The sequence below is a fragment of the Clostridium sp. LIBA-8841 genome, from assembly GCF_057782475.1.
In genome coordinates this window covers 1,739,467-1,753,683 of record NZ_CM173488.1, presented here as the reverse complement: position 1 = coordinate 1,753,683, position 14,217 = coordinate 1,739,467, and the positions used below count along the sequence as shown (strand labels likewise).

Here is a 14,217-nt window from a genome sequence, read left to right as displayed (position 1 = left end):
GGATATAAATATTATCTCAAAGCTAGAATTTTATGTCAATATTTAGATATTAATGCAATTAATTGTCATCATATTTATCTTTTTTTGTTTTTATCTATTGACAACTTTATAAATAAAATGATATTATTATTAAGCAGTTGGTACGTATAGTGCTAATTATTTGTAGAGCTTGGTTTGTCCTTCGCCGGATGCCAAGCTCTACTTCTTTATGTAGATTAAAATTCATTTATAAAAATAAGAGCTACTAAATATATTCGATACATTTCTATTTATTCACAATTTCTACAATTTATCCTATAAACAAATTAGAAAATATATGCATATAATATATAAATATTTTTATTACTTTAAGAAGGGAGGTTTAATCAATAGGTGGATATTCTCCTATGATTATATGCTCTTATTGAAAATTATATGGAAAAGAATCTGTTTAACAATGAGGCTTTAGATGATATTCTATATAGATTATCAAACAGTACTTTTTCAGATTTTTTTTATGAAAAAATTGGTGAACGTAACATGCTAACGGGAGCCTTGAATTCTGATTATTCTGGAGTAGCATCTACAACCTTAAGTGGCTGTTCCTTTCAACTTCAACAATTAACTCTTTTTAAAAGATTATTAAATGAAGGTGAATTAATTTTAGAATTTATACTTGAGAATGCAGATGAATTCAGAAATTGGTTTAATAACAATCCTTATGCCTATTTTAAACATTGCTCTATATTTAAAAATTCAACTTTAAGTAAAGATTATTATAAAGATTTTAAATCTTCTTATTATCAGCTTACTTTAAAATATAATTTAAACTTACTTAATTTTATATCATCTCTACTTTTTCTTTCCTCTTATAATTGTTGCATAAAGAAAAAAACTCCATCTTCAGAAACATTCACTAAAGCAATCGTTGAAAATTTCCTAGATAAAATTTATGAGAAATCAGATGATATAAAAAACTATCTTGAAAAACTAGATTTAAAACCTCTAGAATTTAAAGATGAAGTTAGAAATCTATTAGGATTAATCGCCTCTGAAGCATTATATTTTGAAGATATTCCTTTAAGACTATTAGATTATGCAAGTACTAGCGATGTTCTTACAGTTATAATATTGATTGTAAATGTAAAGGAATATATCGCTGAAAGTAAAGTAATACCATTTAAACTTTCTAAATATTCTTTTATGAGCATAGATGAATATAAAGATTTTATGAGCTCTATAAGTGAATCATATCTTAGAATATATGACTATGATGAGGAAGTAAGAAGAAAGATAGAAGAAGATCTTAAACTTTAAATAAAAAGGCACTTGAATTTTATTTCAAGCTGCCTTTTTATTTTATTTAATACATCTTACTTATTTATTTTTTCTATCTTTTAATATCTTCTTCTTTTTAACTATTTGCAATATACTCTAAAAGATATTCTCTAATACCAATATTCTGTGATACAATGTAAAGATGTGAAAAGAAAAGTTAAGTTAATTATTATATAATGTATAAGTATTTTAATCTTAAAAAATTATTACTCTCTAAAGTAATAATTTCTATTCATTAGTTGGATATTAAAATTAAGAAAGGTGGTGAAATCCGTTACTACCTGATAATAATCATATATTTGTTATAAAGCAAATTAGTAACGGTCACATTATGACAACAACTACAAAAAACACTCAAATTTTTAAATACAATAAGGCAGAAAAAAGAAACAAAAACTTTATGTACATGGACTTTAGAAGAGCAAACTGCTACAACTGTGATTTTTCAAATTCTAATTTTAGCTATGCAAGCTTTAGAGGTGCACATTTTAAATCTTGTGATTTCTTTGAATGCAAATTTGATTCATCAGAATTCATAGGAAGTAATCTTAAAAAAAGTAAGTTTAAGAAGGCAAAATTTGAAAATGTAATATTTGAAGGAGTAAATCTAGATGGAGCTGATTTTTCAGGTGCTACTTTTGAAAATGTTATATTTCTAGATACAGATATAAGTAAAACAGTTGGAATGAAATTTACTGAAGATGAAGTTAAAATTTTCGAATCTATGCCTTCCCTTGATATAAGTGAAGAACTTAAATCATCTGTTTTAGAAGCTATGAAGAATAAATACATAAAAAAATCTAGAGTTCTAGATACAAAAGAAGGTGATATAAACCCAATAAGTTTAATGAGACTTCTTGAAGACCATAAAGAAAGTACTCTTATAAAAGGACTTAAGCTTTCTGCTGAAAGAATAGATAGAGATTTCTGTACACTAAGTTACATAAATAAAGCAATTGAAAAATTTAAAACTGAAGGATTATTATAAAATAAAGACAGTATCAAAATTATTTTGATACTGTCTTTTAATAAATTAAGCTTTATTTTTTCTTATTTCCTTTTGAATATTTTTCAAGGCTTTTTTTGAGCCTCTTTTAATATCTTTCTCAAGTTTTCTTTCCTTAAAATCTATAAATAATGAATCCATATCATAGTCCTTAGGATATAACTCTTCCGCCTTAATCTCTAAAAGAACTCTCCTTGCTGAAACCTCTATAAATTCATTTTTATAAAGAATAGTTAATATATTATATTTGTCTTTAGGCTTATACACTATTCCAACTTCATTAAAATCTAACAGTCTAACTCTATCCCCAATATTAAAATCAATTGTTTCTATTTTTATCTCTTCACATTCAAGTTGACTCTTTCTAACCTTATTCTCATTTAATTTCTCAAAATTATAATTCCTATTTTCAATATATCCCCTAGCTCTTTCTAGTATTTTTTCATTTATCCCCATCTTTCTAGATATCCAAAGAGCATTACTTTCTCCTGTTTTCCCTATAAGTAATTTGTATAAGGGTTCTAGTGTATCACTTTCAAATTGCATAGCCGAGTTTTCAAAGTCTTCATGATTTTCCGAAAAGTTCTTTATCTCTCCATAATGAGTTGTTGCTACTGTTATGCAACCTCTTTTATAAAATTCTTCTAAAATCGCTATTGCAAGACCTGCTCCTTCATTAGGTTCTGTTCCACTTCCAATTTCATCACATAATATAAGAGTTGATTTATTACAACTATTAATTATTTCAGATAAGTTTTTCATATGAGATGAAAATGTACTAAGAGAATTTTCAATACTTTGATTGTCACCTATATCAACAAATATTTTTTCAAAAATTGAAATTTCACTTCCTTCTTTAGCATTTATATGAAATCCACTTTGAACAGCTAAAGAAATTAATCCTACGTTCTTTAAAACTACTGTTTTTCCTCCTGCATTAGGACCTGTTATTATTAAAGATCTATAATTTTTTCCTATCTCAAAATCTAAAGGTACTACATTTCCTTTTAACAATGGGTGCTTTCCATTATTTATCTTTATATATCCATGATTATTAAGTTTAGGCTTTATCCCCTCTATAGATTTGCTATATTTGGCCTTTGCAAAAATCATATCATACTCTGCAATAACATCTATGTTTATTTTTATTTCTTTTACCTTTTCAAAAACTAAGTTAGTAAGCTCTGAAAGTATTCTATATTCTTCAATAGATTCCTCTGACTTTAACACAGCTAATTCTAAAGTGTGTTTTGAAATACTAGCTGGCTCTATAAATACAGTTGATCCTTTTGATGAAACTTCAACAACAGTTCCTTCAACTTGATTTTTATAAGAAGCTTTTATTGGAATAGTAAATCTATCATTTCTCTTACTAATAAAAAACTCTTGTATATACTTTTTATTAGCACTACTTTTTAAAAATTTCTCTAATTTTTGATTTATTTTCTCCTCACAATTTTCCATATGTCTTCTTATTCTTTTTAACTCTTTACTTGCATTTGACTCTACTAAAGATCCCTTTATGCTATTTTCTATTTCTTCTTCAATATTAGGTAAAATCGTTATTAAATTACTATATTCACTAAGTGTTTTTGCATAATCACTCTTCTTTTCCATAAAACTTTTTATTTTTCTACACCCTCTTAAAAAATCCCCTACAGCCACAAGCTCTTGAGGCTCTAGTATAAGTCCTTTTTCAAGATTATTAATCAAACTCTTTATATTTGATATCCCATCTAAAGGGATGTAACTAGAAATACTTAATATATTTCTTCCTTCACTTGTTTCATCTAATCTTTTCTTTACTACCTTTAAATTAGAACTTGGCTCTAATTTATCAATTAATTCTTTTCCTAAGCCACTAACACAATATGACTTTATAATATCCTTAAGCTCATTGTATTGTAATTTTTCAAATGTATTCTTATTCATAATATTCTCCTCATTTCAGAAACTTTAATAAATTAGCAAAATCTTATTTTCTTCCATGAAGATACATAATCTATATATTTTACCTTTAAATATTTCAAAGAAAATTCTTTAAAATATACTTTTGTCAATTAGTCCTTAATTTTACAAATAAAAAAAGCCATGGATACTCCACAGCTTTAAATTACACCTGTAAAATTTAAGTATTTATACTTAAATTAATGAATAGTAATAATTTTTAACTTATTACTTAAAAGGTATATAGCTAGATTGTATCTTCATAGAATAATCTAAATAAATCCACAACAAATAAAGGTAATTAATACCTTGATTTAAAAGACTTATTTAAATATTAAATTATCTATTTAGATACTACCTCACTCATAAAACACCTCTTATATATTAATATGTTATATATTAACATATTAATATATAAGAAATAAATTGTCAATTATTTATTTTATATTAATATTATTTACTCTACTATACTACTTACCTTCAAAATTTCTTTAATTTAAAAAAATTAAAGAAAGTATTTATAAATTAATAATTTCAAATTATCTAAAGTATACAATAATAAACTGTATAAAATTTTATGATATACTATTTATATAAAATTAAATAAAAACTATGCTTTTTTAAATTTAAAGATAAGGAGTGAATACTATATGTTTAAACATATTTTAGAAGGAGCAATTTGGATTATAAATACAATATCAATAATAGTTCTTTTGTGGGGAGTTGTTTTAACTGCAAAGGATTTTCTTATATCTGAAATAAAATCTAAAGACAGAATTGATGCAGTAAAAAAATTAACTATTGTGAAAAATTGCTTAGGAACTTATATATTACTTGGACTAGAGCTTCTAATCTGTGCAGATATCATTGAATCTATATTAAATCCTACATTTCACGATATCATAGTTCTAGCCTCTATCGTAGTCATAAGAACTGTAATTTCTTACTTCCTTAATAAAGAAATTGAATCTAACAAAGAACATCTTGCAAATTAAATTCTAAATTACTATAAAGGAAGTGATTGCTTTGGTGAATAGAATTTTAGAGGGAGTAATTCTTGTTTTACAAGGAATAGCTGTTATGATTGTTGTTTATGGTGTTATCTTAACTACCTTTAAATTCTTTAAAACAGAGTTTTCAAGAGAGGATAAAATATCAAAAGCCAAAAAATTAACTATAGCTAAAAACTCTTTAGGCAAATATATATTATTATGTTTAGAAATATTAGTCTGTTCAGGTATTATATTATCAATTTTAAAACCAACCTTATATGATATACTACTTTTAGGATCTACAGTTGCTCTTAGAACTGTAATTTCTTATTTCTTAAAGAAAGAACTTAAGCTAAATAAAACTAAATAAAATTCTAAAAAGAAAACTCTCAATGAGTTTTCTTTTTATATATGGTTAAAATACATATAAATTACGTACAAATATAATATTTTTAAATAATTATTAATATCTATTAAGTAAATAAGCTTTTGAGGTAAAATTAAATGAATTTGAAATATGTTTTTTCTTTATTTGTTTTATATTGTAAGGATTTACTTTCGACTAAATTTAGAAAAGTATTATTTTGTTTTTTATTTTGTCAAATTATTATTTTAATTACTTCACCACCACAATCTAATAAAAATTTTAATATAAAAAAGACAAAGTCTATACTTAATAAATATGTACCATATCAACCAATTCTTACTGAGAACATAAAAATGCCGAAGCCTACATCTAATGAGGCTGTACCATATAAGCCAACCCTTAATAAATATATAAAAAGACCAAAACCTATATTTAATAAAGCTGTACTGCATCAGTTAACTCTTACTAAAAATATAAAAGAGCCAAAGCCTAACTCTAATGAAACTGTACCATATAAGCCAATCCTTAATAAATATATAAAAAGGCCAAAGCATATATTTAATAAAGCTGTACTACATCAGCCAACTCTTACTAAGAATATAGAAGAGCCGAAGCCTACATCTAATGAAGCTGTACCATATAAGCCAACCCTTAATAAAAATATAAAAAGGCCAAAATCTATACTTAAAAAAGCTATACCATACCAGCCAAATCTTAGTAAGAATATGAAAAAGTCAAAGCCTATACTTATTGAAACTATACTACATGAGCCAATTGTCAATAACAACATATCAAGCTCAAGGTCTATAACTGATAATTTAGGAAAAGAAACTTTTAATCATAATAAAAATTTCTTTTCCTCATTAAAAATAACTAATTCAATTATCCACCTAAAAGATTCAACCCATTTTAAGGATATTGATAACAACTTTGTTACTCCCAACTATAATATTCAATTACTAAAAGATAATTATAAATTTTCAAAATTACCTATTTATCTAAATGAATTTTCTATAGTTGAAACTTTTACAGGTGATATAAACTTTCCCAAACATATTACTTTCATAGACTCAATACAAAACACTCTCAAGTTTTGTTCAAGCTCACTTATGCTAGATGCTCAAAGTAGAACTTCAGGCTTTTTGTTTCTAAGCGGTCATTTAGAAATAGATGTATTATATTCTTTGCCAGAAAATGAAATAACGCCTCTTGTCTCTAAATTCCATAGCTATATTATTAGGGTGCCTTTTGATAGTTCTATTCATGTAAAATTTAAATCACCTATTATAGGAGATACTCTCTATTTCAATGACCTAAACATATCCTTAAAAGAAAGTAAATTTACTACCGACATAAAATTTAATGATGAAAAAATTTTAGAAAATTATATTTACTTATATAAAACTGTTAGGCTATCAATAATTGCTAACTATATAATAGAACTCTATGATTTCCTATAATAAAAATCAATCATTTTTAAAAAAAAATGTAGAAATTTAGAACATTTTTTTTAAAAAGGAATAATATATAACATAAGATATTATTAAAGATTTATATTATGAGGTGAAACAAATGAATTCAAAGTGCGAAAAAAACTTTCCAGTATGTGCTGATGATATCGATGTAACTGTTAAAAATTTCACTGCAACTACTAAAGAAGACTGTAATAAGAAGAAAAAACATGACTATGATAAAGATAAAGACTGTATGAAATCAAAAAATTTTGATAAAGATGATTGTATGAAGGATAAAAAACCTGAATGTGATAAATATAAAGAGAAAGATTGTATAAAAGCAAAAGTTCTTGCTAAAGTAGCTGAGGTAGAAGTAACTCAACCTTTAACTGATACAATATTCATACCTGAAGGTTTCTTCAGCATAAAAAAAATAGCTAGAAGAGTTGTCTTAACTCAATGCTATGTTGTTCCTGATGAAATGAAGGTTAAATATTACGATTACTATGACAAAGATAAATGTAATGCTCATTTATTTGTAGAAGGCTTTATTCTAAAAAATATACAATATGCTACTCCAAGTTGTGGTCAAGATGAAGCTGAAGACGACTGTCTAGTAATGAGAAATGATTATAAAGACATCACTGCTAAGATAAACTTTAATTTCTCAGTTCCTATAAGACTTGAAAATGCTGAATTAGTAGGAGAAGTAGACGACGATGAATTTGCTATACTAAAAGACTGCATGAAACCTTGTGATAAAGGAACAATTAGTGAATCCGATTGCGAAAGATTACATTCTCAATCAGTTAGATTACAAGAGCCATTTACTTGTGAATTAGAAAAATATGATATATCTGAAGCTGTTATAAATAAAACTAAGAATGAATGTACTGATGAAAATCTATTTGATACTATTGTTGAAAAATTAGCAATAAAACTAAATATAGATATATTCCAACTTCAAGTGAAAAAATTAGAAATGTGTGATGAAAAGAAACACTATTAATTTATTGGCTTAACTATTTAAAATAAAGATTGACTATTTAGTCAATCTTTATTTTTGGTTTTAATTATTCATATTGGCTTTAATTATATACTTAACACTAGCTCAAAAGCTATTCTCTCACTTCCATCCTCTAAATATATTAATCCACATTTTTTAAAATTATTCTTACATAATGCCTTTTGCATTGAAACATTATCTTTATGGGTATCTATCTTTATACTAAAGATATTATTGCTTAAAGCTATCTTTGCTACTTCTTTGATTAACTCTTTAAAAAGCCCTTTTCCCTTATAATTGCTATGTACTGCAACTCTATGCATAACCATATACTCTTCTTCAGTAACCCATTGTCCATGAAATATAGAATTATAAGTACTTTCCCCCTTTAATGATATTACGGTTGTTGCCAAAACATCATTTCCGTTAACTAGCACATAACTATTTCCACCCTCTATATCTTTTCTTAAATCATTCTTTTCTGGATAGCCATTTTGCCATTGATCAACTTTAGCTTCTTTAAGATATTTCTTAGCCTCTTCTATTATATCTACTATTTGTTCTAAATCAGAAATTTTTGCTCTTCTAAATTCCAAATTCCTTCCCCCTATCTACTAAGTTTGAATGATATTTTATATTAAAACATTTAATTTGTCTATATAAAAATAATTAATATTAATCAGGATATATATTATTACATTATAGATTTAAATATCATCCTATAACTATTCTCTATTATTTTCCTCTAATTTTTCGATATAAAAGAACAAAACTAAAAAGCTAACAGAAAAATCTGTTAGCTTATAAAATATTATTTAGCAACTTTTTTACTATTAACCACTTTTAAAACAAAATATCCTAAAAATATTACTGTATAAGTTCCTACTGTATTCCAATTAATTTGCTTTTTGTTTAATAAAATAATCATTATATGAGCATATATTAAGAAGTAAAAAGGATACGCCCATCTTTGAAGCTTTTTCCATTTGCTTGGTGACATGTTAATTCTCACTTTTTTAAAGGAAGTTATAAATAAAGGAATCATTATTACAAATGCTAAAATTCCTACTATTACAAATACTAAATAGGATACACTTAAAGTCTTTCCATTAAACAAATTTATTAAGAATTTATATGTATATACTATAAAATGAGGCAATATTAATATAGATGCTAAAATAGCCATTTCAGCTCTAACTCTTAAAAGCTTTTTAGTAACTCCCCATTTTTTACTTAATGCTCCTACAAACATTATTAATATAAATAATGCTGTTGATACATACCCCTTCATAAAACTTCTTTCTAAAATATAGACAATTCCATCTAATTTTAAGCCTGTCCATATTTTAAAAAACTCATATGTAGTAACTATGATTGTTATTAAAGAAGCTAAAAGATAAAAATACTTTGTTTGCTTCTTTAAAATGTTATTTAATCCTAATGATAAAATTATTACTGCTATTAGTGAATAAATTAAATAGTCCATTGATTTCTCCCTTCAATTATTATTGACAATCATTTTCATTTAGATAATACTATACAACTTGTTAAAAGTCAATTAAAAATCTAGTAATATTTGAAACATTTTATCCTTATAATATACTTATTATTCATTTAATAAATAAAGAAGGTAAGAGAATTTTTATCCTCTTACCTTCTATTGCTCCAAAGATTCCTATAAATTTTTCTTAATCAACTTATTACTCACTATAATCACATATAGTCTCTTCATCAAATCCAACAGTATTCTCTTCATTAAGTTCAATCTTATTTTTATAAGATTTTTCAGATATAGATCTTAAAACTAAACCTAAAGCCATAAGTATTAATGGACCTCCATAAGTTTTTATTATTAGAAGAACTGCTTCTTTACCTGAACTTCCAACAATATCTTGAAGCCCTGCTCCGAAAAAGCCTGCACAAGAAAGCACTAGAGCTATACCAGCTACTGTATATGCTAATGCATCTGATTTAAAGAATTTAAATTCTAATTCTTTATTATTCTTTCTAAAGGATATAAATGCACATATTAATACTACATAAGGTACCACAACTGCTAATGATGATAGATCTGTTAATAACTTAAAGAAGTCATCTATTGATCCTATTCCTAATAAAGGTATTGATATTAACACTACTAAAATTGCACATTGTGTCCAAAGAGCATTAACTAAAGTACCATCCTTTCTCTTTTTAGTTAAAAAGCTTGGGAATGTTCCCTTCGGAACTTCTCCAAACATGGCTCTTATAGGTGACTCCATCCAAATTATATAAGCTGCTATTGATGTTATTAAATTAATTGCAGCATATATTTGAACTACCACCTTACCATTTATTCCAAAGTTATTAGCTAAAATGTAATATACAACATAACCAGCATCTTGAATTCCAGCTTTTTCTAAAACTTCTGGTGAAGCTATAAGTTGTATAGCCACTGAACCTAAAATATATGAAAATGCTATTAAAGCTGTTGCTATTATCATTGCCTTTGGAAATGTTTTTTTAGGATTTTCTGTTTGCATTATGTAAGTACCCGCCACCTCTGAGCCTGACACTGCAAATAATAACCATGAAAAAGTAGAAAAATAACTTACATTAAAATCAGGTATTACATTTTGAGTTGTAAATTCAGTGGCAGATGGAGTTCCTATAAAGTATCCAACCACTGCCATTAATATAAAAATTACTGTTGCAGCTAAAGTAAATTGTCCACCAAAATCAGCAAGTTTTGAGAACTTACTTACTCCTATAGTTGCTATATATGTCATAGCTATACATATTACTATTGATAAAATAGGTAATAAATATGCATTAGAATCAGTAAATACATTTCTACCAAGTATTGCCCATGATGCCGCTACTGGTATTCTTGAAAACACCATTTGTAGATAAAATAATATTCCTATAAAATATGTCCAAGTTCCTATAAAAGCCCATTTTTCTCCCAGAGCTTTATTTATCCATGAATATATTCCACCTTCTTTATCCTGATTTGCAGAAGCCATTTCTGCTATTATTCCACATAAAGGTAAGAAATAGAAAATAGATACTATTACCCATGATGGAATCGCTGATGGTCCTAAATAAACCGCATTACTTGCTATATTAGTAAACCCAAATGTTGGTACAAAAATAAGCATTACTAAAGCCCAAAGCTTTATCTTTTTATCCTTTCCCATTATAAACTCCCCTTCTTTTGTACTTTTAAATACATTTAATATTTTGTTAATCATTTGTTCATTTATCTGTAAAAATTATACCACCTCAATAATAAATATACAACACGTTCTTATGAATATTTATTCTCATTTTTTGTATTTTTATCTATGTAATCGATATTTTAAAAGACTTAACCTCTATTATTATACTAATTTAAAGTTTTTACATGTTTTATATATGCAAATTTTATTCAATATATTGCATAATTTCTTTTCAACAAAAAAGGTTATAAACATAATTAATAGTTATTAATTATGTTTATAACCTTTTTATAATTTTTTTAAATTTATTATTTTTCTTTAGATCTTATTATATATTTTGTTTTAGGTAAATAGTAAATCATATTAATTAAATAGATAAAAGACTCTTCCATCATTAAAAGAGTCTTTTAAATATATTATGAAAAATTCTATTATAACTTTTATTTTAAAATAATCTCACTGGGTATCTTATGAAACTATTCAAAACAAATTTTATTCAAGTTATTGGGTATTTATAACTTGAATTCATTGTATGATCATTTATCCGTTTTACATATATTAATTTTTAGTGTTGTTTGTTTATTAAAGTCTATATAAAAGTCTATTGTATTCATGCCTTTTATTTTTTTATTTTGACTAGCTCTAGCAATAGAGCTAGTCTTATGATTATATCTTTTAAATTAATTATAAAATTTATTAGAATGCAGCTTTAAATATTTCAACGATGTCTCTTTCATTACCTTTTCTTGGGTTACTGAATGCATTACCATCTTTAAGAGCCATTTCTGCCATGTATTCGAAATCTTCTTCTTTTATACCTTTATCTCTTAATCTTGCTGGTATTCCTATATCAGTTGATAATCTGAACATTGCATCTATAGCTTTTTGAGCAGCATCCATTACTGATAATCCTTCTATGTTTTCTCCCATGAATTCAGCTATATCAGCGAATTTTTGTGGGTTAGCTATTAAGTTATATTTACATACGTGTGGTAATAACATAGCATTAGCTACTCCATGAGGCATGTCATATAATCCACCTAATTGGTGAGCCATAGCATGTACATATCCTAAGTTAGCATTGTTGAATGCCATACCAGCTAATAATGAACCATAAGCCATATTTTCTCTTGCTACTAAGTTTTCTCCTAAAGCAACAGCTTGTCTTAAGTTATTTGATATTAATTTTATAGCTTGTATTGCAGCAGCATCTGTTACAGGGTTAGCATCTTTTGATACGTATGCTTCTACAGCGTGAGTTAAAGCATCCATTCCTGTTGCAGCTGTTAATCCTGCTGGTTTTCCAACCATTAATAGTGGGTCATTGATTGAAACTAAAGGTAGGTTTCTCCAGCTTACTATAACGAATTTAACTTTAGTTTTAGTGTTTGTTATAACACAGTGTCTTGTTACTTCACTTGCAGTTCCAGCTGTAGTGTTTACTGCTACTATTGGAGGAAGTGCATTTGTTAATGTTTCTATTCCAGCATAGTCATAAAGATCTCCTTCGTGAGTTGCAGCTATACCTATACCTTTACCACAGTCATGTGAACTTCCTCCACCAACTGTAACTATCATATCACAGTTTTCATCTTGGAATATTTTTAATCCATCTCTAACGTTTGTATCTTTTGGATTTGGTTCTACTCCATCATAGTAAGCAACTTCTATTCCTGCTTCTTTCAGGTATTTTTCAGTTAATTCAACTGCTCCACCTTTTAAGCTTCTTAAAAATTTATCTGTAACTATTAAAGCTTTTTTTCCACCTAATATTTTACATCTTTCACCAACTACTGATATTGAGTTAGCTCCCATAAAGTTTACACTTGGTACTAAATAATCGTACATTCTCATTTCTATTTCCTCCATTTTCCTTGAAAAATTTATATTATGAAATCTAAATATATTTTTAAATATTTAATCTATAATGATTAAATAATATTAGCTTTTTACTATTTATTGTTAAAACAATCTACTGCAGCTTGTGCTATAGCCATGTCTTCTTCAACAGTTCCACCACTTACACCAACAGCTCCTACAACTTTTCCATCAACTATAATTGGGAATCCACCACCAAATGGTACTATTCTACAATTATTTGTTAATTGAAGACCATAAAGACTTTCTCCTGGTTGAACACACTCTGCGATTTCATGACTTCCTTGTTTCAAACAAGCTGCTGTATAAGCTTTGTTTATAGCTATGTCTATACTTGTTAAAAATGCATCTTCCATTCTATGCATAAGTATTAAATTAGCACCAGCATCAACTGCTGCAAATATAACTGGAACATTCATTTCTTTAGCTTTAGCTTCTGAAGCTTTAGCCATTTCCTTAACTATCTCTAAGCTTAATTCTTTTACATCATTTAATTTTTTCATATTTTTCCCCTCCTCTTAAGCTATTTTATTTATCTATTTCTTCATATCTTGCTAATGCAAATAAAGCATCTGATAATCTGTTTATGTATTTTTTAATCTCTTCTCTTAATGGCTGTACTTCATTTAAAGCAGTCATTATTCTCTCTCCTCTTCTAGCTACAGTTCTAGCTACATGAAGAGTTGCTGAAGATCTATTTTTACCTGGTATAACAAAGGCTGTTAATGAACCAGCTATTTCCATATATTTATCTATTAATTTTTCTAAATACTCTATATGTTTTAATTCAATTTTATCCTTTAAAAGCTCAAGTCCTTTTTCATCACTAGCAAGCTCGGCTCCTAACATGAACAATTCTTTTTGTATTTTATTAAGTATATTCTTCTCTTCCTCATTAGATAGTTCAGCATAAGCAAGTCCTATGAAAGATATTAATTCATCTATTGTTCCATAAGCATCTACTCTTAAATCACATTTATCTACTCTACTTCCTCCGAAAAGAGAAGTTGTTCCTTTATCACCAGTTTTAGTGTAAATATTCATGTTAAA

General features: G+C 26.6%; 13 protein-coding genes. 6 read left to right on the top strand and 7 right to left on the bottom strand.

What is annotated here, in order from left to right:
• Positions 1-414: 414 nt before the first annotated feature.
• Positions 415-1,296 carry a hypothetical protein gene (locus AC2A4K_RS07695; RefSeq protein ID WP_322503530.1) on the top strand — a complete coding sequence of 294 codons (882 nt, stop codon included), beginning with the start codon at positions 415-417 and terminating at the stop codon, positions 1,294-1,296.
• Between the two features lie 352 nt (positions 1,297-1,648).
• Positions 1,649-2,305 (top strand): pentapeptide repeat-containing protein, encoded by a 657-nt coding sequence (locus tag AC2A4K_RS07690; protein ID WP_322503531.1) that lies wholly within the window; start codon positions 1,649-1,651, stop codon positions 2,303-2,305.
• Positions 2,306-2,350: 45 nt separating this feature from the next.
• Here the strand turns inward: AC2A4K_RS07690 and AC2A4K_RS07685 are convergent, their stop codons facing one another.
• A complete protein-coding gene (locus tag AC2A4K_RS07685; protein WP_322503532.1) occupies positions 2,351-4,255 on the bottom strand; it encodes an endonuclease MutS2 in 1,905 nt (634 codons plus the stop codon).
• A gap of 665 nt (positions 4,256-4,920) precedes the next feature.
• Here AC2A4K_RS07685 and AC2A4K_RS07680 point away from each other — a divergent pair.
• The 4 genes from AC2A4K_RS07680 to AC2A4K_RS07665 all read left to right on the top strand — a co-directional run bounded on the left by AC2A4K_RS07680 (position 4,921) and on the right by AC2A4K_RS07665 (position 8,092).
• Positions 4,921-5,265 (top strand): DUF1622 domain-containing protein, encoded by a 345-nt coding sequence (locus AC2A4K_RS07680; RefSeq protein WP_322503533.1) that lies wholly within the window; start codon positions 4,921-4,923, stop codon positions 5,263-5,265.
• Positions 5,266-5,296: 31 nt separating this feature from the next.
• Positions 5,297-5,632, top strand: a complete 336-nt coding sequence (locus tag AC2A4K_RS07675; protein WP_322503534.1) for a DUF1622 domain-containing protein — start codon at positions 5,297-5,299, stop codon at positions 5,630-5,632.
• Between the two features lie 134 nt (positions 5,633-5,766).
• Entirely contained in the window at positions 5,767-7,089 is a 1,323-nt protein-coding gene (locus tag AC2A4K_RS07670) for a hypothetical protein (RefSeq protein WP_322503535.1), read from the top strand.
• Between the two features lie 112 nt (positions 7,090-7,201).
• Entirely contained in the window at positions 7,202-8,092 is an 891-nt protein-coding gene (locus AC2A4K_RS07665; protein WP_322503536.1) for a DUF7852 domain-containing protein, read from the top strand.
• An 83-nt stretch (positions 8,093-8,175) separates the two neighbouring features.
• Here the strand turns inward: AC2A4K_RS07665 and AC2A4K_RS07660 are convergent, their stop codons facing one another.
• From AC2A4K_RS07660 to AC2A4K_RS07635, 6 genes are all read right to left on the bottom strand, one after another.
• Positions 8,176-8,685 (bottom strand): GNAT family N-acetyltransferase, encoded by a 510-nt coding sequence (locus AC2A4K_RS07660; RefSeq protein WP_322503537.1) that lies wholly within the window; start codon positions 8,683-8,685, stop codon positions 8,176-8,178.
• Positions 8,686-8,900: 215 nt separating this feature from the next.
• Positions 8,901-9,575, bottom strand: coding sequence for a ferric reductase-like transmembrane domain-containing protein (locus tag AC2A4K_RS07655; protein WP_322503538.1), 675 nt, complete (start codon positions 9,573-9,575; stop codon positions 8,901-8,903).
• A 214-nt stretch (positions 9,576-9,789) separates the two neighbouring features.
• Positions 9,790-11,268: an amino acid permease gene (locus AC2A4K_RS07650; protein ID WP_322503539.1), complete on the bottom strand. Its 1,479-nt coding sequence runs from the start codon at positions 11,266-11,268 to the stop codon at positions 9,790-9,792.
• 717 nt (positions 11,269-11,985) lie between these two features.
• Complete coding sequence (dhaT, locus tag AC2A4K_RS07645; RefSeq protein ID WP_322503828.1) at positions 11,986-13,149, bottom strand: 1,3-propanediol dehydrogenase; 1,164 nt, start codon at positions 13,147-13,149, stop codon at positions 11,986-11,988.
• A gap of 92 nt (positions 13,150-13,241) precedes the next feature.
• A complete protein-coding gene (locus AC2A4K_RS07640; protein ID WP_322503540.1) occupies positions 13,242-13,670 on the bottom strand; it encodes a GlcG/HbpS family heme-binding protein in 429 nt (142 codons plus the stop codon).
• A gap of 25 nt (positions 13,671-13,695) precedes the next feature.
• Positions 13,696-14,211 carry a cob(I)yrinic acid a,c-diamide adenosyltransferase gene (locus tag AC2A4K_RS07635; RefSeq protein WP_322503541.1) on the bottom strand — a complete coding sequence of 172 codons (516 nt, stop codon included), beginning with the start codon at positions 14,209-14,211 and terminating at the stop codon, positions 13,696-13,698.
• Positions 14,212-14,217: the final 6 nt, after the last annotated feature.

Coding starts and splice junctions, on each gene's coding strand:
- AC2A4K_RS07690 (WP_322503531.1), top strand. CDS start 1,649: ATGACAACAACTACAAAAAACACTCAAATTTTTAAATACAATAAGGCA.
- AC2A4K_RS07685 (WP_322503532.1), bottom strand. CDS start 4,255: ATGAATAAGAATACATTTGAAAAATTACAATACAATGAGCTTAAGGAT.
- AC2A4K_RS07635 (WP_322503541.1), bottom strand. CDS start 14,211: ATGAATATTTACACTAAAACTGGTGATAAAGGAACAACTTCTCTTTTC.
- AC2A4K_RS07670 (WP_322503535.1), top strand. CDS start 5,767: ATGAATTTGAAATATGTTTTTTCTTTATTTGTTTTATATTGTAAGGAT.
- AC2A4K_RS07665 (WP_322503536.1), top strand. CDS start 7,202: ATGAATTCAAAGTGCGAAAAAAACTTTCCAGTATGTGCTGATGATATC.
- AC2A4K_RS07650 (WP_322503539.1), bottom strand. CDS start 11,268: ATGGGAAAGGATAAAAAGATAAAGCTTTGGGCTTTAGTAATGCTTATT.
- AC2A4K_RS07640 (WP_322503540.1), bottom strand. CDS start 13,670: ATGAAAAAATTAAATGATGTAAAAGAATTAAGCTTAGAGATAGTTAAG.
- AC2A4K_RS07695 (WP_322503530.1), top strand. CDS start 415: ATGGAAAAGAATCTGTTTAACAATGAGGCTTTAGATGATATTCTATAT.
- AC2A4K_RS07655 (WP_322503538.1), bottom strand. CDS start 9,575: ATGGACTATTTAATTTATTCACTAATAGCAGTAATAATTTTATCATTA.
- AC2A4K_RS07680 (WP_322503533.1), top strand. CDS start 4,921: ATGTTTAAACATATTTTAGAAGGAGCAATTTGGATTATAAATACAATA.